Below are 18,383 nucleotides of genomic sequence, written 5' to 3'. Positions count from 1 at the left end.
GTCTACCGGTTGCCGACCCCTGCGGCTGTCGGTCAGACCGCCGTGCTGTCCTGCTGCCTGCGCACCATCTCGGTGATCCAGACGGGCGCGAACGGCGACGTGCAGCCCGAGGGCGTCGGGTAGTCCTTGAGCACCTGCAGGCGCTCGCCGATGCCGATCGCGCGGGCGCGGTGTTCCGGGTGCTCGATCCCGATCTGGGCCAGGCAGTGGTTCATCGCCCATTGCAGGCGCTCCGGGGCGTCCCGCATCCGGGCCTCGATGATGTCGAGCAGTCCCGAGAGGTCGAGGCCGTCGGGCTTCTTGGCGACGCGCTCGGTCGTCAGCGCCCAGCCGGCGCTCGCGACCACGGGATCGGCGTCGGCGAGCCACGCGAGGCGCAGTTCCTCGGCATGCGGGTTCTTCTTCACGACGTAGTTCACGAGCCAGTCGTGCACCTTGGGTGTGCGGGCCTCGCGCAGCATCGCGTCCAGCTCGTCGCGCCCGAACGCCTTCGGGCGGCAGATCAGGAGGGCCAGCAGCCGCGCGGCGGTGTCGCCCGTCTCCCAGAGGCGGGACGCGAGGTCCTGCTGCGTCTTGAGCCGTTTCGCGAGCGCGCGCAGTCTGCCGAGGTTCACACCGTGATCGTCACCGTGCCTCTCGTTCACCGCGCGTGCCTTCGGGTCTTCGAGGGCGGCCAGCTCGGCCATCACCTCGGCGAGCTTCGACTCGGCCATCTCAGCCTCCTGTCCGTCCTGTACGACAGTCAGCCTACGACGGAGGCCGGCCGGAGCGTGGAGCGCACCGGCCGGCCCCCGAGCGCGATCCGGGCTCTCACCCGGCCGCCGGACCCCCGGGTTCCGTGAGGGCGGCGGGGTCGGTGAGGAGTCCGTCGTCGAGTGGACGGTCGGGGGTGCTCTCCTTGCTCAGCTCGTGGAACTTGCCGCCGAGTGGCGCGATGATGTTCTTCTCGATCTGGTGGTAGCTGGTGAGCTGGGAGAGCGGGACACGGCGCAGGTACCACTGGCCTCGGAGGTCGCAGCCCATCTCGGCGCCGCGGAATCCGCCGGTGGTCCACCCGTCGGCCTCGTTGCGGCGGGTCCGTTCCAGGCGGAAGAACTGGAAGATCTTCTCCGCGCTGTCGTACGCCCTCTCCCGGGGGTCGGCCGGCCGGGGGTCGCAGACGCCGAACCAGCATTCGGGCTCGTCCGCGTCGTCGAGGTAGGCGTCGTTGAAGCCCAGCCGGGGCCAGACGAAGGCGATGAGACCGGCTTCGTCCATCGGACAGTCGCTGGGGTCGGTGCCGTGCGGGACCGTGGTCGGGTCCAGGTAGAAGCGGCCGAGCCAGGTCGGCTGCCACAGGTAGAAGGGGTAGGAGCTGTCGTCCGAGAGTAAGTAGCTGTTGGCGTTCGAGAACAGCGCGTTTCCGCCGATCGGGCGGAGGCTGACCCCGTACTCGGGGATCGAGAAGCGTACGTCGAGCACTTCGAAGAACGAGCGCACATCGCGGAAGTACCGCTCCATCTGCCCGTAGCCCTCGGCAGCCGATGCGGGTACGCCATTCCGGAACGCCATCGTTTGAACCCCTTCGCCGTCGGACAGGGATCGCTCCGGCGAGAGCGGTCGTACGCCGCCGAGAGGTCGGCGGTTCGCCGGAGCTGCATCGGAGCGGGACCCACTCCAGGACCCGCGCCAGGCACCACAGCGGGCACCGCGGGCACACGGCCGATCGACGAGCACCCGCGACGACCACGCTGTGTGACCAAGATGCTTCAGTGTGTGGGATCTGTCGAACCGTCACAAGGGCGCGAAGCAGCCGATCTCGGGGGAGGGAGCACCACGATGTGGGATGCGGTGGTGGTGGGCGGGGGCGTGGGCGGGTGCTATCTCGCCCGTCGGCTCCTGGACCGGTCGGACGCCGTTCGGCGCCCGCCCCGGACCGCGCTGTTCGAGGCCTCGGACCGGCTGGGCGGCCGTCTCTGGTCGGCGCCGCTTCCGGGCATGCCCGGACCCGTGGCCGAGTTCGGGGGGATGCGCTTCGACGGCGGTGAGCACCATGTCGTCGACCTGGTCGAGCACCTCGGTCTGCGGACGGACGCGGCGCCCTTCTTCTTCGACAGGCCGGAGAACCTCGTCCACGCGCGCGGGGTACGGCTCCGCCGACGGGAGTTACGGGACCCGGCCGCCCCCGTCCCGTACCGGCTCGCCCCGGGTGAGCGGGGCCTGACCGGCGGCGAGCTGTCGCTTCTTGTCGCACGGCGCGTGCTGCCCGAGTTCTCGGCGCTGCGGGACGCATACGACCGGGCCGCCGTCCGCGGGGACGGGAGGACGGCGGCCTCGGCGGTCGCCCGGTACCGGGTGGCGCGTCGAGACGCCCGGTGGCGGGGGCTCCGTCTCCACGAGGTCCCCTGGGCGCTGCTCTTGGACACCGTCCTCACCCGCGAGGCCGCCGCACTGCTGCACGACACCGGGGGGTACAACAGCCGCTCCTCGGCCGGAAGTGTCGCGGGCACCCTGGACGAGATGTTCCAGGGCGCCCCGCCCGGCGGGCACCTCCGATTACGGCACGGCTTCCAGCAGGTCCCCCTCGCACTCGGCGAGCGCTTCGCCGCCGCCGGCGGCGACATCTTTCTCGGCCACCGGCTGACCGGAGTCGACCGGGCGGGGGAACGGGACGGCGAGCCCCTCTACCGGCTCCGCTTCGTCCGTACCGATGCGGCGGGGGCGGCCGGGCAGCTCGTCCACGTGCTGGCCAGGACGGTGGTCCTGGCGCTGCCCAACCGGGCCGTCGAACTCCTCCGACCGGGCGTCCTGCCAGTTGACGAAGGCCCCTTCCGCTCCGGGTTCGCCGCCTCGCGAGCCGTACCCGCGATGAAGCTGTTCCTCGGATATCCGTCCTCCTGGTGGCTCGGATCGGGGGTGAGTGAGGGCCGTGGCACCACCGATCTGCCGCTCCGTCAGTTCTGGTACTGGGCGACCGGGCCGGGTTCGGGGGGCGCGCCGGGGACGATGCTGGCGGCGTACGCGAACGGCTCGGCCGTCGACCAGTGGGCGGACCTCGCCTCCGGTCCGCCGTATCCGGACGGTGGGCTGAGGCGTCGGACGGGGGCGAGACCGGGGGGCGGGTGGGGTCCGGAGCCCGGGGTCGGATCCGGCTCGGGCCCTCGGATGGGGCCCGGGGTGGGGTCGGGGCCGGGGGTGGCGAGCCGGCTTCAGGTCGAGCGGGCGCACGCGATGCTTCTGGACGTTCACGGCATCGCCGACGCGCCGCCGCCGGTGTCGGCCCGCTGGCAGCACTGGTCCGTCGAGGAGCACGGCGGGGCCTGGCCCGTCTGGCGTCCCGGTCATGACCTGGAGGAAGTCATTCCGGTCATGCGGAGGCCTCTTCCGGGCGAGCCGGTGTACTGGGTCAACGACGCGTGGACACTGCGGCCCGGCTCGGTCGAAGGGGTCCTGGCAGCCGCCGAGCACGTACTCCAGGGACCGCTGCGTCGGGCACGGCCGAGCTGGCTCCGCGCTTCGGCCGCTCAGGGGTGGGAGCTTCCGGAGCACGACGGCGTGTGAGCCGGCTGACCGCCCGTCCATCCATCCGTCCGGCCTTCCGCACGTCCGCCCACCATCGTTGTCCGCCTTGACGCTTGACGGAGGATCATGAACATCCAAGCCCCGCCCCGTCTGTTCGACGAGTACACGCTGCCCGCGTACCTGGGATCCGTCCCCTCCGTGGCGGCTCTCCTCGGCGGCCGGCCGGACTCCTGGCAGGCCAAGGAGATCGGAGACGGCAACGTCAACTACGTCTTCGAGGTGACCGGTCCGGCCGGCCGCGTGTGCGTGAAACAGGCCATGCCGTACGTGCGCGTCAGCGGCGCGTCCTGGCCGCTCACTCCCCTCCGGGCGCGGTACGAGTACCGGGCGCTCCAGGAGCACGGCGGGGTCGTTCCGGAACGCGTGCCCCGGGTGCTGCACTACGACTCCGGGATGAGCTTGCTCGTCACCGAGTTCCTGACGCCGCACATCGTGCTCCGACAGGGGCTGCTCCAGGGCACCCACTATCCGCGGCTCGCCGGCCAGCTCGCCCACTACCTCGCGCGCTCGCTCTTCCTCACCAGCGACCTCGCGTGCGCGGCGCCGCGGAAACGGGCGCTCGTCGCCGAGTTCAGCGGCAACACCGAGATGACGCGGATCATGGAGGACATGATCTTCACCGAGATCTACCACGACCACCACCGCAACCGCTGGACCAGCCCCCACCTCGACACCACGGTCGAGCGCCTCAGGAAGGACGCCGCGCTCAAGATCGCGGTGTCCCGCCTCAAGCTGCGCTATCTCACCGGCGCCGACGCCCTGCTCCACGGCGACCTGCACACGGGGTCGATCCTGGTGACCGAGGACGACACGCGCGTCATCGACCAGGAGTTCGCGGTCCACGGCCCGATGGGGTTCGACATCGGCAGTCTCTTCGCCCACCTCCTCCTGGCCTACTTCGCCCTGGACGCGCACGGGAGCGGAGTCGCCGCCTCCCCTGTCCGCAGGACCGAGCAGCAGGAGTGGCTGCTGCGCGTCGTCGACGACGTGTGGCAGGGCTTCGCGAGCGGGTTCACCACGCTGTGGGAACAGGCGGACCAGGGGGACGCCTATCCACGCGCCCTGTTCGCGGACACCCGAGGGCTGCGGGCCGAACGCGAGCGGTATCTGAACGCGGTCCTCGCCGACACGATCGGCTTCTGCGGCGCCGAGATCATCCGCCGGATCATCGGCATGGCTCACGTGGCGGAGCTGGAGAGCATCTCCTCGGACGAGGACCGGGCCGCGTGCGAGCTGCGCTGTCTGCGGCTGGCAACCGATCTGTTGACGCGCCCGGCCGCGTATCGCGAGCCCGGGGCGCTCACCTCGGCGGCCGGAGCACTGCGCTGACCCTCCGGAGCCACCGGCCCGTGGCTCCGGGGACCCCTCTCGGCTCAGATGCCGCTGAGCGTGACGCCCGCCGTGGCCTCGCGCAGTTGTGGGGTCTGGGCCTGGATCAGGTGGAAGAGCGCCTCGCGGGCGAGCCGGCCCGCGGTGTCGCCGTACTGGACGGCCCGGCCTCCGGTCGCCGCCACACAGGCGGTCGCGGCCCGGACGCCGAGGTCCAGGGCGGCGGCCCGGATCTCGGTCCGGGCCGTCAGCTCCTTGTCCGGCGGGAGCTCGTCACGCAGGGCGTAGGCCTCGGTACGGAGCCGGGCGGCCTGGTCGGCCAGTCGGTGGGCGAGGGTCTCGTACGCGGCCCCCGCCCGTGGGGCGGCGGCGAGCAGCAGGTCGACGGCCGCCCGCAGGTGGCCGAAGACGGCCGGGTGGGCGTTCGCGTTCTCCGTGTCGTAGGCGAGGGCCCAGTCCTGCCTGGGTTCCAGGGAGATCACGTCCTCGTGCGGCACGAGGACGTCCCGGACCTCCACCGCCGTCGTGTGCGTTCCGCCCATCGCCCACAGCGGTGGGGAGTCGACGGCGACCAGCCCGTTCCGGGCTTCCGGCCCGCTGTCGACCCGTACGAAGAGGGCCCGGTCGTCGGGAGTGACCGCGCCGAGGATCGCCGTGTCCGTGATGGTCCAGCCGGTCATCCAGGGCATACGGCCCCGCAACCGCCAGCCGCCCTCGACCTGCTCGGCGGTCACGGGCGGGCTGGGATGACGGAGATACGCGAAGCCGGCGGTGGCGTGTCTCCCACCCGTGACCAGTTCGGGGAGCCGGCGGTCGCGCAGCTCGGTGTTGTCGCTCTTGGTCAGTGCCTTCACCAGCGCGAAGTGCTGGGTGTACACGAACCAGGTCGACGGATCGACGGCCGAGAGGATCTCGTGGACCGCGCGCACCACCTGGTCGTGGGTGCACCCGCTCCCCCTCGACGGCTCGTACCCCACGAGCCCGTACGCCCCTCGCCGGGCCAACTCGTCGAGGTGGGCCGGGGGAACACCGTCCAGTGCCGTGCGCTCCGCGACCGGTCGCAGCTCGGTGACCGCCGCCTCGGTGACGGCGGCGACCAGGCGTTCCCGGGCCAGAGCCGGATCCGTATCCAGGGCAGTGCCTTCTCCCGGCATCGTTCGCACCGGCGATCACCTCGTTCTGGGGCCGTCGTTCGATTCTCCGGTCGGGGGAACACTCCCCCGCCACGAGCGGGTGCACGCGGCCCAGTACACGCCACTTCGCGGTGGCGGATCCCGGCCGCCGGGGCGTCGGCGGTGCTCGTACGACCCTGCCGCTTCGACGCGCCCCCGTGCGCCCTCCGGAATGCTCGTGGTTCGTCCACCGTTCATGGCACGATCAGCCGTCGGAGGCCGCTCGTTCGGTCCGTGCCTGGAGCGTCGTGCCGCCCTGTCGGAACTCATCCCTGGACGGACATCGTGACCACACGTACACCTGGGTGGGGCCGTAGCCTCCGCCTCGCTCTCACCGCCCCTCTGCTGGCCGCCGGCGTGCTCCAGGCGACGCCGGCCCACGCGGCCCCGGCCGACGACATCCGGATCAACGAGGTGGTGACCACCGGCAGCGTCGAGGACTCCGTCGAGCTGTACAACAAGGGCGCCGCGAGCGTCGACATCTCCGGCTGGATCCTCAGGGACGACCAGAGCGGCTCGAAGTACAAGATCCCCGCCGGGACCTCGCTGGCTCCCGGCGGGTTCCGCGCCTTCGACGTGCACGGCTCGTTCGGTCTGGGCTCCGCCGACAAGGCACGCCTCTACCTGCCGGACGGCAGCACCCTCGTCGACAGCTTCACGTGGACCACGCACTCGGCGCCTTCCTGGTCGCGCTGCCCCGACGGCACCGGCGCGTTCAAGTCCGCCGCCCTGACCCTGGGCGCCCCCAACGGCTGCGGCGGGACCGGCGGAGGTTCGACCACCCCGGTGGCCTGGCCGGGCGGCACCGCGGTGGCCACCGCCGACGGCTCCGACGTCTTCGGAGAGGACCTCAGCGGCCTCCACCAGGAGGGCGGTGTCATGTGGGCCGCGCAGAACTCCGGCAAGCTCTGGCGCCTGGTGGGCGACGGCTCGGGTGGCTGGAAGCCGGACACCGCGAACGGCTGGTCCGCCGGAAAGACCCTGCGCTTCCCGACGGGCTCCGGAAGCCCCGACAGCGAGGGCGTCACGCTCACGGGTACGGGCTCGGCGGGCGGCGTGTTCGTGGCGAGCGAGCGGAACGGTGACGCCTCCGGGACCAGCCGCCTGTCGGTGCTCCGCTACGACGCGACCGGGACGTCGGGCACCCTCACCGCGGCCAAGGAGTGGAACCTGACCTCCGACCTGCCCTCGGTGGGGTCCAACCTCGGCTTCGAGGGCATCACCTGGGTTCCCGACGCCGCCCTGACCGGCGCCGGGTTCAAGGACGCGTCGACCGGCGCCGCCTACGACCCGGCCGGGTACGGCGCCCACACCGGCGGGGTCTTCTTCGTCGGTGTCGAGGGAACCGGTGCGGTCCACGGCTACGTCCTCGCGGACTCCGGCTCCTTCACCCGGGTCGCCACCGTCAGCAGCGGGCTGAGCGGGGTCATGGAGGTGCAGTGGGAGCCGGGAGCCTCGCGCCTGTGGGCGGTCTGCGACGACACGTGCGGCGGGCAGCACCGGACGCTCCGGGTGAACGCGGCCGGCGCCTTCGCCGTGACCGCGGTCTACAACCGTCCCACCGGCATGGCGGACCTCAACAACGAGGGCTTCTCCGTGAGCGGCGCCGAGACGTGTGCCGGTGGCTCCAAGCCGGTGTACTGGTCGGACGACAGCAACACCGGCGGTCACGCCCTGCGCAGGGGCACCATCACCTGCTGACCGGCGGGCATACGACTACGCGCCCCTTGCCGGAGCCGTAGCGGAACCCGATCCCTCCCTGGGTTCGTCCTGATCAACGACGCCGAGGGAGGGAACGAGGGTGGGGACGAGGGAGACCGGGGCGGACCGCGAGCCGGAGAACCGCCGGGGTAGGGCCCGGCTCTGGGGCTGGGTGCGTGGCCCGGGCGGGTGGACGCGCGGTCGCGGTTCCGGGCGGGTGATCGCCGCACTGGCGTGTGTCACGGCGGGGCTCCTCGCCTTCCCTTCCGTCCTGCCCAACTCCCCCGGCCGGCTGGGCAGTCTGCTGGAGTCCTTCCTGCCGTGGCTGGGGCCGGTGGTCGCCCTCCTCGCCGTCCTGGCGCTGATCCGCCGGTCCGTCGTGGCGCTGGTGGCCCTGCTGCTGCCCGTCGCCGTCTGGAGTCGTTCGTACGGCGTGCTGCTGCTCCCCTCCGGATCGCCGAACGGGCGCGAGCTCGTCGTCGTACAGCACAACGTCAGTGACGAGAACCCCGATCCGGTGGGAACCGCCCGTGCCCTCGCCGCCGCCGGACCCGATCTGATCGCGCTCCAGGAACTGGTGGATCCGGCGCGGCGGGAGTACGAGGCGGTGCTCGCCCCGGAGTACCCGTACCACGTGGTGCACGGCACGGTCGGTCTCTGGTCCCGCCATCCGCTCGCCGATGCACAGCCGTTGGACATCAAGCCCCGGGACATCGCGGAGGGCTGGAACCGCGCGCTGCGCGCCGTGGTGCGTATGCCGTCCGGGGACGTCGTCGCGTACGTGGCGCATCTGCCGTCCGTGCGGGTGGGGGCCGGCGGCCTCGCCTCCGCCCGGCGCGACGAGAGCGCCGGACTGCTGGGCCGGATGCTGGCCGCCGAGGAAGCGAACAGGGTGGTCCTTCTCGGCGACCTCAACGGGACGGTCGACGATCGTGGCCTGGCGCCCCTGACTTCGCGGCTGGGCACACCAGAGCGGGGCTTCGCGTTCAGCTTTCCGGCCGGTCTGCCGGTGGCCCGCATCGACCAGGTCCTGGCGCGCGGGGCCGTGGTCCGGTCGATCCGCACGCTGCCCGCCACCGGCAGTGACCATCTTCCCGTGACCGCGCGGATCGCCCTGCGCTGACGCCCGGAGCGGCTGTCCACTCGTCGTGGAACGCGCGCGCTCGTGGCCTCACCTCACGTCAGGCAGTCCGCGACCAGTTCGGCGAAGGCTTCCGGTGCGAGTACCTCCACTCCGAGTTCGGCGGCCTTGACCGCCTTCGAGCTGGGCTTGCCGTTCGCGGACGGGGCGGCGACGAGGATGGACGTCCTGGCGTTGACGCTGCTTCCCGCTCGCCCGCCGGCCTTCTCGATCAGGGCGTTCATCTCGGAGCGGCCGAACCCCTCCAGCGGTCCGGCCATCTTGCCGGTGACCACGACGACCTTGCCGTCCAGCGGCCCGCCGCCCTGGCCGGCCGACGGGTCCTCGGGCTCGGTCATGTTGACCCCCGCCGCGATCAGCTTGTCGATGACGGGGGCCAGCGCGGCCACCTGCTCGACGATGACCGGGGCCTTCTCCGGGCCGATGCCCTCCACGTCCTGCATCTCCGCCGCGTCGGCCCGGCGTATCGCGTCCATGGTGCGGAAGTGACGGGCGATACGGCGGGACATGCTGCGGCCCGTGCCCAGGACGCCCAGGGCGCAGAAGACCCGGTTGAGGGGGCGGGTCCTGGCGATCTCGATCTGCTCGGCGAGCTTCGCGGCCCGCTTGGCGCTGCCGGAGGCGATGGTGAGCTGGTCGATGGTCAGGGTGAAGAGGTCCGCGATGTCCGTGACGTCGCCGGAGCCGACCAGGGCGGCCACATACGTCCTGCCGAGGCCGTCGATGTCGAGCATCTCGCGCCCGGCGGCGTACTCGATCAGCGCCGGGAGGGCGCAGGCGGTGCCCTTGGCGCAGCGCCACCGCTCCTGGCCCTTGTCGATCGCGCCGTCGCAGTGGGGGCAGGTCTGCGGCAGTGGCACCTCGCGTGCTCCGGCGGGGCGGAGCACGACCACGGCGGCCTGGACGCGCGGGATGATGTCACCGGCCTTGTAGACGGTGACGGTGTCGCCGAGGTGGAGGTCGCGCCGGCGGATGTCGGCGGGGTTGTGCAGGGTGGCCCGGGTGACGGTGGAGCCGTCGATCTCGACGGGGGCGAGGATCGCGGTCGGTGCGAGGACCCCGGTGCGGCCGACCTCCCACACGACGTCCTCCAGGACGGTCTGCCGCTCGACCGCGGGCAGTTTGACCGCGATGGCCCAGTAGGGGAACCGCGTACCGGTGCCGGCGGCCGTCTGCTCGGCGGTGTCGTTCAGTTTGACGACCACGCCGTCGATGCCGACCGGCAGCTCCGCGCGCGTGGCGGCGATCGCGTCGATCCTCCGCTGGGCCTCGGCGAGGTCGGGGACGACGGCGAGGCCCGCGGGGGAGGCCGCCGTCGTGCACACGCCGGCGGTGGCCACCGCGGACAGCGTCTCGGCGTGCGTCGCCGCGGCGTCCTCGGGCGGGAACGGTGTCCCGTCGAGTTCCACCGCGCCGTAGGCCCAGAAGGTCATGCGGAGCCGGTACGGGCGGTCCTTCGCCCTCAGGGTGCCGGCGGTGCCGTTGCGGGGGTTGGCGAAGACCTGTGCGCCGTGGGCGGTGCGGACCTCGTTCGCCGTCTCGAACTGCTCCTGGGTGAAGGCGACCTCGCCCCTGACCTCGACGGTGACCTCCTCTTCGAGCTGTTCGGGGAGGCCGTCGATCTGGCCGATGACATGGCTGACGTCCTCGCCATGGCTGCCGTCCCCCCGGGTGATGACCTGGACGAGGCGGCCGGCGCGGTACCGGGCGGCCACGGCCGCGCCGTCGATCTTGGGCTCGACGGTGAAGCCGCCGACGGGTGCACGGCCCAGCCGACGCTGGACGGAGGCGCCCCAGGCCACCAGTCCTTCGGCGTCGAAGACGTTGTCGAGGCTCAGCAGCCGGGTGGTGTGCGCGATGTCGCCGACCGGGGCGGCGCCGTCGGCGACAAGCCCGGTGGGAGAGTCCGTCGCGACCTCGGCGGGGTTCTCGCGCTCCCAGGCCAGCACGGCCAGCCGAAGCCGGTCGTACGCGGTGTCGTCCATGACGCTGTCACCGTCGTCGTAGTACTGCCGCGAGGCTTCGCGCAGGCTTCGGAGGGCGGCCTCGTACTCGTCACGGCCGGTCAGCACGGGCAGGTTGGGCAGGCCGGACATCGCCTCAGCGGCGGGAGAAGTCGTCATGGAGAGATCTTCTCGTGGGGGTCTGACATCGGTGCCCGGAGCGGGTTCGGCGACCCTGGCCCCGGTGGTCCGCATGCCGCTCGCCACCTCCCGATCCCCCACTCGCGGACGTCGCGTGCGGGCGGTCGCCCCGGCGTCATCGGAACGACAAGCGGCGGTCAGCTCGGCGTGGTTGACGCGCGTCGACCGGGGCGTCAATCTCGGGGGGACTCTCATCCCTGGGTCATCTCGGATCCGTGAGGCCATGGAGGATCGATGTTCCGACGCTCCCCGAGTTTTCCGCCCCTGCGCCTGCTGCTCTCTATTGTCATGATCATGACCGCATCTTTGACCGGGGTGATGGCGACCGCCGGCGCCGCCCAGGCCGACGGCTGCTACACCTGGTCGCGCACCCTCTCCCAAGGCACTTCCGGCGCCGACGTCACGGCCCTGCAGGTCCGAGTGGCCGGATACCCCGGCTACGGCGGAGTGCTCGCCATCGACGGCGACTACGGACCGGGCACGGCAGCCGCCGTCAAGCGCTTCCAGAGCGCCTACGGACTCGCCGCCGACGGCGTCGCAGGACCCGCGACGTTCAGCAAGATCTACGCGCTCCAGGACGACGACTGCACCCCGATCCACTTCACCTACGCCGAACTCAACACCTGCAACACCACCTGGGCCGGAGGAGCGGTGAGCGCGGCGACCGCCAAGTCGAACGCCCTGCGCACCATGTGGAAGCTGGAGGCCCTGCGGCACGCCCTCGGCGACCAGAGCATCCGCGTCACCAGCGGCTTCCGCAGCCAGGCCTGCAACGCCGCCGTCGGCGGCGCCTCGTCGAGCCGACACCTCTACGGCGACGCGGCCGACCTCGGCTCCGGACCGCACTCGCTGTGCCTCCTCGCGCAGCAGGCCCGCAATCACGGCTTCAACGGCATCCTCGGCCCGGGCTACCCGGGGCACAGCGATCACACCCACGTCGACCACCGGGACGGCCGCTTCTGGTCCGCTTCCGGCTGCGGCATCTGACGCGTACTCATTCGCCCCTCGTACACCCCTGAATCTCCCCCGACTCGTCCCTGGCTCTTCCCTGGGCCGGTCCCCGACTCGTCCCTGATCCCGCGCCTCCGCCCACCCCCTCCCCCGCCTGGCGGGGCGCCAGGGGGTGGGCCCGCGTCACGAGGGGGTCCGCCGTCCTCCGGCACCCGGGCGGGCGTTGTCAGTGGCTCTGGATAGTGTCCCGGCATACCGCAGTTCAGGGGCGTCGTCCTGTCGTCCCCATGGTTCGAGCTGCGCGGATTCTGACCGGACAGGCGGAGGGGCACGGCCCATGGCGTGGCTTGCAGCGGGTGAGGGATACGAGATCACCCTTGATGACGGACGGGTGGTCGCCCGGCGTTCCGGGGGGCGGCAGTTGAAGAGCCTCCCAAAGGCCTTGCGCGACCATCCGGAGACCGACCGGCTGCGGCAGCTCGGCGAATGGCTGGACCGGCACGCGGCCTCGTGCGTGGCGCAGGTCGACACCTGGATGGTGTCCTCGCTGCCGGTGCCGACCGAGCTGATCGCGCGGGTGTGGCCGGACGAGGCGTGGCAGTCCGCCCTCCGTGACATGGCGGTGGTGGGCGACGACCCGGACGAGGTCGGCTTCCTCCGCGACGTCACCGCGGACGGTGAGCTCAAGACGGTGGACCTCGACGGCGAGACCGTACGGCTCTCCCCGCGCACGGTGACCCTCCCCCATCCCGTGCTCCTGCCCGACCTGGACGACGTCCGGGACTTCGCGGCCGAACTGGGCATCACCCAGCGGGTGGAGCAGATCCACCGCGCCACCTGGGCCAGGCCCACCGCCGGGCACGCGGAGACGGCGACGGAGGTACGGGACTACGCGGGCGGGAAGTTCGCCTCGCGCTTCGGGCTCGCGGCGCGGGCCACCGGCCTCGGCTACCGCGTGTCCGGCGGCTACGCCACGTGCAAGGTGCGCGACGGGGGCAGCGGCACGGAGGCGTCCGTCTGGATCGGCGAACCGTACTGGGAAGGGGAGTCGGAGACCGGCGCGCTGAGCTGGCACGACGAGGACGGCCGCGCGGTGCGGCTGAGCGAGGTCGGACCGGTGGCCTGGTCCGAGGGAATGCGCATGGCCGCGGCGCTGTACGCCGGCCGCACGATCGAAGAGGGTGAGGACGCGTGACCGGCACGACCGTTTCCGACAACACGGAGCTGCTGAAGGCCGGAGCGGTGCTCCCGGCCGACACCGAAGGGGCGGGCGAGGCGGCGGTCGAGCTGACCGCGCGGACCTACCGCCACGCGGTGCTCGGGGAGGAGCGGGTCGTCGTCCGGCTCGCCGCCGCCGAACTCGGCCCCGCCGAGGACCTCGCCACGGGCTTCCTCGGACTCGAACCGCACGGGAACCCGGTCGTGGTGGGCCTCGGCCAGCGCCGGGAACTGGGCTTCCCTGAGTGGGTACTCGTCCACCACCCGGCGGACGGGCACCACGCGCTGGCCGTGGTGCCGGAACTGGACCGGCTGGCCCGGCAGGCGAAGACCAAGCCGAAGGCCGCCCTCGACGCCTGCCACGAGCTGGCCGGACGCCTCGCCTCCGCCGTCCCGCACTTCCTGCCCGTCTTCTACGAGCAGAGCGCCCGGGTCTTCCTCGGCGTCGAGAACACGACGTACGCGGGCCAGCTGTTCGGGCGCGCCCGCACCAGCGAGGCGCAGCACGGTCTGTCGGTCGACGAGGACCGGCTCGACGCCGTGTTCCTCGAGTTCGCCCTGGCCGGCGCGCTGCCGGTGAAGGTCCTCACGAGCTACGGCAAGGAGCTGTCCGCCCGGCTCTCGCCCGCCGAGGCCTACGCGCGCTTCCGGCGGCTGTGCGTGCGCCGGACCGCCGGCGGACTCGTACCGTCCGCCCAGGCCGCCGTGGAGCTGCGGCGGCTGGCCCGCGCCGCGGGTCTGTCCGCGAGCGAGGAGGAGCAGGACTACCTCGCCGAACTCCTTCCCCTGCCGGCGACGCTGCGGGCGGCTGCCGGCTGGTGGAAGACGCACCGCGCCGCGCTGGTCGCGCTCGCCCACCGCGTCCCGTCGGTGCGGGGCACTCTGCTGTCGATGACGCCGCCGGGGGGTGAGGCCGAACTCAGCGACCTGTGGCTGGACATCCTGGTGGAGTCCGGTGCCGACGCGGGTCTCACCGACGCGGACGTCCCGCAGGAGGAGAGCTGCGCCGACGGTGCGGCCGGCTGGCTGGAGCGCTTCCACAACGCCCGGCACCAGGGCTGGGGCACCCGTCCGACCCCGGCGGCCCTGCTGGACCTGGTGAACCGGGCGGCCGGGCGGCTGCGGGCCGATCTGGCGACCAGGCCCGAGGGCGGGGACGCCCTCCGGATGGGCGTCGAGGACGTGAACCTGCTGGATCTGCTGCTCGCGCTGGAGATCCCGGTCGCCGACCCGGCGGCGCCCGGCCGCAACAGGAGCCACGAGGCCCTGGGCCTGTCGGACTGGGCGCGCGGCGAGCACCGCCGGAACCTGGTCGCCCTCGCCGCCGACCCCCGTTTCCGTCCCGCCTTCCGCGCCGGGGCGAACGGATTCAATGACGCGAGCACCGGGGCGTACGTGCTGCGGCGGCTCGCCGAGACGGACGGTGGCCGCCCGATGCTCGCCGAGTGGGTGCGCGAGGTCGCCCGCGATTCGGCGGCGGCCGGACTGCCGGGACTTCCGGGCGCGATCGCACGCCTGACGTGGCTGCCCGTCGAGGCCCTCGCGCTCGCGCCGCAGGAGGTCGCGGCGGCGGCCGCCGCCGATCTCGGCGAGACGTTCGCGCGCACCCTGCGCGGCGGTCTGTGGGAGGAGCTGCACTGGCCTGCGTGGGAGGAGGCGCTCGCGGAGCTGGCTCCCGGGCGCGACCGCAGCGACAGGTTCGACGGTCTGACCGTCGTCGAGGCCTGGCCGTACCTGATCGTGGCGAATGCCGTGCAGGTGCGGGTCATCGACGCCGACTCCACCGTACTCACGCACGATCTGCGCGTACCGTCGGGGCCGTCCCACCGCTTCGGGTTCCACTACGTGGACGGCGCCCTGCTGGTGTTCTGGCGGTCCTACGGGCGGAGCGAGGAGCCGCAGGGCTACTGGCACACCGCGCCCGACCGGGTGTTCCCCCTGGACGGCGGCGCCGACTTCTGGTCCATGCGTTCCTCTCACGTCAGCCTGCCGCTGCCCGGCGGTGGCCGCACCACCGGCGGCGGAGTGCTGCACCGCGGCGACACGAAGGTGCCCTCGGAGCGACCGCTGGTGTCCGACGGCACGGCGTACTGGGTGTGGCAGGCGGAGGACCGGCACGGCGAGAGCGGTTGGGTCGAGTACGACCCGGTGCGGGGCGGGTACGGCCGGCGGTCGCAGCCCGGGTTCCTCGCCGACGCACTGCGTTCCCACGGTACGGGGGCCGAACTGCTCGCCCACGCGTCGTGGCTGCGCCCGGCACCGGCGGTCGGGGGATCGGCACTCGGCACGTCGACGGACGGGCTGATGGGCTGGCGCGTCGTACGGCTGCCCGGCAACGGCTGGCAGGCCGAGGACACCGCCGGGCGGCGCGTCGTCCTGCCCGAGGGCTCCGACATGCCGCTCGCGGCGCTCACGTTCCCCGGCGACGACCGGCCGAGGGCCGTGAGCCAGCAGTGGCGGGTGCTGTCGCTCAGCGACCCGGAGGGCGTGGTCACGGCGAAGACCGACGGCACCCTGAACCAGTTGTACGGGACGGCCGCCGCGCCGCTGCCGCCCCTGTCCCACCTGTACGCACTGCGCACACGGGACGCGGCGGGATCGGCCGTGCTGCGCGGGGCGGACGCCGGGACGGCCGGCACCCTCCTGAAGGCGGCTGCCGCCGCGGAGCGCGCGGCGGACCTGCCGGAGCTCGTGAGCAGCGCGCTGCCGGAGATCTCCGCGCCCGAACTGATCGCGGGTGTGGTGAAGGTGCTGCACTTCGCCGTCCAGCAGCAGAAGGCCCTCGACTCCGTGGCGGAGCGGCTCGACCCGGCGGCCGAGCCCGAGGAGGTCCGCCGGGAAGGCCCGGCCGACCGTCTGCTCGGCACGGCGCTGAGCGGCCTCGCCGGCTCCGGGTACTACCGTCGGGGCTCCGACGAGGACCTCGCCCACCGATTCCTGGAGGAGCTGGCCTCGGTACGGGCCGATGCCACCGCCGTGGCCCGACCGGGCCGGACGCACTTCGACCTGCCGTCCCTGCCGTACTCGGGGCTGGTCTTCACCTCCCTCCTCGACGAGCCGGCGGCGATCGCGTACCGCGCCTTCGCCCCCGGAAGTACGGACGAACACCGGGCCGCGCTGCTCGGCGTCCTCGGTCGGATCGACGCGCTGGGGCTGGCCTCCACGGCGGGCTCGGCCGCGCAGTGGCGAAGGGTGACGGTCCACCTCGGCTCGTCGCACCTGCACAACCCGGACGGCCGGGAGCACGGGATGTGGCACCGCTGCGTCCTGCCGCTCGGCGGCGGGTCGGTGCTCGGGATCACCGAGCACAACCAGAGCGTGCCCGACGGGCGGGAGTTCGGGGCGCTGCTGTACGACCCCGCGGGCCGATTCGAGGTGCCCGGCCCGTACACCCTGCGCGACGCCGCGCCGGTCGGTGACGGCGCGCGCGGCGCCGAGTGGCTGACCGCATTCCTGCGGGAGGCGTCGTCCCGTGCGGCGGTCCCTTTCCTGCCGGAGGCGGCGGAGGAGTTCGGGCGGCTCACCGGGGCGTCCGGGGCGCTGGCCCGGCTCGTGGTCCTGGGCATGCCCGATGTGGACAGCTGGGAGAACAACTTCCTTCCGGCGGAGCTGCGCAAGACCCTCGGCCTGAAGGTGGCCGAGGCCCGGCAGGCGCGCGACGAACTGCGGACGCTCTCCGTCGAGGTGCGCCGGGCCGTGGTCGCGGCGCTGCTTCCCGACGACCCGGCGCGGCTGTGGAGCGTGGGGCCCGACGTGGCGGCGGCGGCAGCCGTGTGGAACGCGCGCGTGGGACGCCGTGCGCAGGTCCCCGACTGGCTCGCCGCGGAGGCCTCGCGCGGTGCGCGCGTCGGCTGGCCCGTGCACCGGGCCCTCCCGGCGCTGATCGACCCCGCGACGTCGCCGGAGCTGAGCGTGGACGTCGCGTGGCACATCGCGGGCGACCGTCCGGCGACCGTGGCCCCGGCCGAGGATCCGTTCACCTCGTCGGTGCTCACGGGCTCGATGGGCCTCGCGGCCTGGATGGCTCACCGGCTGCCCGCCGGGGATCCCCTGCGCGCGGCGCTCCCCAGTGCGCTCACCGCCGTTCGGCAGCGGCTCGCCTCGCCCGACCTGCTGTTGTCCGTGGGGCACTACACAAACCTCCCGGAATTCCGCAAGGTGGCGGGCGCGCCGACCGAGGAGGCACCGGGTCACGAACGGTACGGCGCCGTGCTGATGGCCACGCAGGACGACCAGCCCCAGCCGGCGCTGCGGACCGCCCTGCTCGACTCCACCGGGTCCGACCCGTACCTGGTGGCGCTGCGGGGCCCGGACCAGGAGGAGACCGCGGTGGAGGTGGCGCTGCGGCGCGCGCACGATCCGGTGTTCGCGCGGCTGCTGGCCGATCCGGGCGCGCCCGCGGCCGGCGAGACGGGCCCGGACGGCACCTGGTGGCCGCAGGATCCGTCCCGCTCGGTGCCCGCGCTCGTGGCGGAGGTCGCCGGGGCCCACGGTCTGGGGGCGGACGCGGCCGTGCTGTACCTGATGCTGCTGGCCATGCCCGACCCGACCGACCGCAACACGGCACGGTGGACGGGGTGGAAGCCGGCCCGTCTCAAGGCTGCGCGCGCCGAACTGGAGGCCGGAGACCTGGTCGTCTCGGCCGTACGGGCCAGGGCCGGCCGCTCGCTGTTCCTGCCCGGCGCGTGGGTCGAACAGTCGGCGCCGGTGCTGCCCGTGGAGCAGTGGAAGCTGTCGATGTACGGGCCGGTGGCGGGCGGTCACCCGGTGCTTGGCGCACTGGTGCCGGTCGAACCCGTCGCGGAGCTGTTCGCCCGCGCGTGGCAGCGGGTCCTGGACGGGGACGTTCCTCGGTTCGAGGAGCTGAAGGTGCGGCGGACCAGACGGCGTCGCTGAGGGCCGTGGGCCAGGGACCGGCGGGTCGTCGCCCGCCGGTCCCGGTGAGGTGGCCGTTCCGTGAGACTTCGGGCACTGGCCACCTGGTGCGGCGGTGCGGGTTCGCGCGGTCGTATCGCGCGGACCCGGCACCAGCGCGGCATTCCGCTCTCGGTGTGCCGCGCCGGGCCGCGCCGCGTCCGTTCCCCCTCGCCTCTCCCTCCCCGCCGCACGCCCCCTGGTCCGTGGCTGTAAGACGCCCCGCGACCGAGGTGAGTTCGCACCCGCGCC

General features: G+C 73.0%; 11 protein-coding genes. 7 read left to right on the top strand and 4 right to left on the bottom strand.

The window, feature by feature from the left end; all coding sequences use genetic code 11:
• Positions 1-32: 32 nt before the first annotated feature.
• A complete protein-coding gene (locus ABT154_RS08820; protein WP_351854700.1) occupies positions 33-713 on the bottom strand; it encodes a DNA alkylation repair protein in 681 nt (226 codons plus the stop codon).
• A 97-nt stretch (positions 714-810) separates the two neighbouring features.
• Positions 811-1,551, bottom strand: coding sequence for a hypothetical protein (locus ABT154_RS08815; protein ID WP_351854699.1), 741 nt, complete (start codon positions 1,549-1,551; stop codon positions 811-813).
• 267 nt (positions 1,552-1,818) lie between these two features.
• Here ABT154_RS08815 and ABT154_RS08810 point away from each other — a divergent pair, with 267 nt between their 5' ends.
• Together ABT154_RS08810 and mtnK are read left to right on the top strand one after the other, a co-directional pair.
• Positions 1,819-3,540: a flavin monoamine oxidase family protein gene (locus tag ABT154_RS08810; RefSeq protein WP_351854698.1), complete on the top strand. Its 1,722-nt coding sequence runs from the start codon at positions 1,819-1,821 to the stop codon at positions 3,538-3,540.
• An 87-nt stretch (positions 3,541-3,627) separates the two neighbouring features.
• Positions 3,628-4,890: an S-methyl-5-thioribose kinase gene (gene mtnK, locus ABT154_RS08805; protein WP_351854695.1), complete on the top strand. Its 1,263-nt coding sequence runs from the start codon at positions 3,628-3,630 to the stop codon at positions 4,888-4,890.
• Positions 4,891-4,934: 44 nt separating this feature from the next.
• Here the strand turns inward: mtnK and ABT154_RS08800 are convergent, their stop codons facing one another.
• A complete protein-coding gene (locus ABT154_RS08800; RefSeq protein WP_351855091.1) occupies positions 4,935-6,044 on the bottom strand; it encodes an acyl-CoA dehydrogenase family protein in 1,110 nt (369 codons plus the stop codon).
• Between the two features lie 303 nt (positions 6,045-6,347).
• On the opposite strand from ABT154_RS08800, the gene ABT154_RS08795 reads away from it, so the two are divergent.
• Positions 6,348-7,763 (top strand): lamin tail domain-containing protein, encoded by a 1,416-nt coding sequence (locus tag ABT154_RS08795; protein WP_351854693.1) that lies wholly within the window; start codon positions 6,348-6,350, stop codon positions 7,761-7,763.
• A gap of 172 nt (positions 7,764-7,935) precedes the next feature.
• A complete protein-coding gene (locus ABT154_RS08790) occupies positions 7,936-8,886 on the top strand; it encodes an endonuclease/exonuclease/phosphatase family protein (protein WP_351855088.1) in 951 nt (316 codons plus the stop codon).
• A gap of 53 nt (positions 8,887-8,939) precedes the next feature.
• On the opposite strand, the gene ligA is transcribed toward ABT154_RS08790, so the two are convergent.
• Complete coding sequence (ligA, locus tag ABT154_RS08785; RefSeq protein ID WP_351854690.1) at positions 8,940-11,027, bottom strand: NAD-dependent DNA ligase LigA; 2,088 nt, start codon at positions 11,025-11,027, stop codon at positions 8,940-8,942.
• Positions 11,028-11,282: 255 nt separating this feature from the next.
• Between ligA and ABT154_RS08780 the strand changes: the two genes are divergently transcribed.
• From ABT154_RS08780 to ABT154_RS08770, 3 genes are all read left to right on the top strand, one after another.
• Positions 11,283-12,035, top strand: a complete 753-nt coding sequence (locus ABT154_RS08780) for a D-Ala-D-Ala carboxypeptidase family metallohydrolase (protein WP_351854687.1) — start codon at positions 11,283-11,285, stop codon at positions 12,033-12,035.
• Positions 12,036-12,336: 301 nt separating this feature from the next.
• Positions 12,337-13,194, top strand: a complete 858-nt coding sequence (locus ABT154_RS08775) for a DUF4132 domain-containing protein (RefSeq protein ID WP_351854685.1) — start codon at positions 12,337-12,339, stop codon at positions 13,192-13,194.
• Positions 13,191-18,113: a DNA-binding protein gene (locus tag ABT154_RS08770; protein WP_351854682.1), complete on the top strand. Its 4,923-nt coding sequence runs from the start codon at positions 13,191-13,193 to the stop codon at positions 18,111-18,113. Before ABT154_RS08775 ends, ABT154_RS08770 begins: the two co-directional genes overlap by 4 nt.
• Positions 18,114-18,383 lie beyond the last annotated feature (270 nt).

This window comes from Streptomyces sp. NPDC001728, assembly GCF_040297565.1.
Lineage (GTDB): Bacteria > Actinomycetota > Actinomycetes > Streptomycetales > Streptomycetaceae > Streptomyces.
Note: the sequence above shows the minus strand (reverse complement) of the source record. Positions and strands in the feature narration are given on the sequence as shown.

Coding starts and splice junctions, on each gene's coding strand:
- ABT154_RS08815 (WP_351854699.1), bottom strand. CDS start 1,551: ATGGCGTTCCGGAATGGCGTACCCGCATCGGCTGCCGAGGGCTACGGG.
- ligA (WP_351854690.1), bottom strand. CDS start 11,027: ATGACGACTTCTCCCGCCGCTGAGGCGATGTCCGGCCTGCCCAACCTG.
- ABT154_RS08780 (WP_351854687.1), top strand. CDS start 11,283: ATGTTCCGACGCTCCCCGAGTTTTCCGCCCCTGCGCCTGCTGCTCTCT.
- ABT154_RS08800 (WP_351855091.1), bottom strand. CDS start 6,044: ATGCCGGGAGAAGGCACTGCCCTGGATACGGATCCGGCTCTGGCCCGG.
- ABT154_RS08820 (WP_351854700.1), bottom strand. CDS start 713: ATGGCCGAGTCGAAGCTCGCCGAGGTGATGGCCGAGCTGGCCGCCCTC.
- ABT154_RS08775 (WP_351854685.1), top strand. CDS start 12,337: ATGGCGTGGCTTGCAGCGGGTGAGGGATACGAGATCACCCTTGATGAC.
- ABT154_RS08810 (WP_351854698.1), top strand. CDS start 1,819: ATGTGGGATGCGGTGGTGGTGGGCGGGGGCGTGGGCGGGTGCTATCTC.
- mtnK (WP_351854695.1), top strand. CDS start 3,628: ATGAACATCCAAGCCCCGCCCCGTCTGTTCGACGAGTACACGCTGCCC.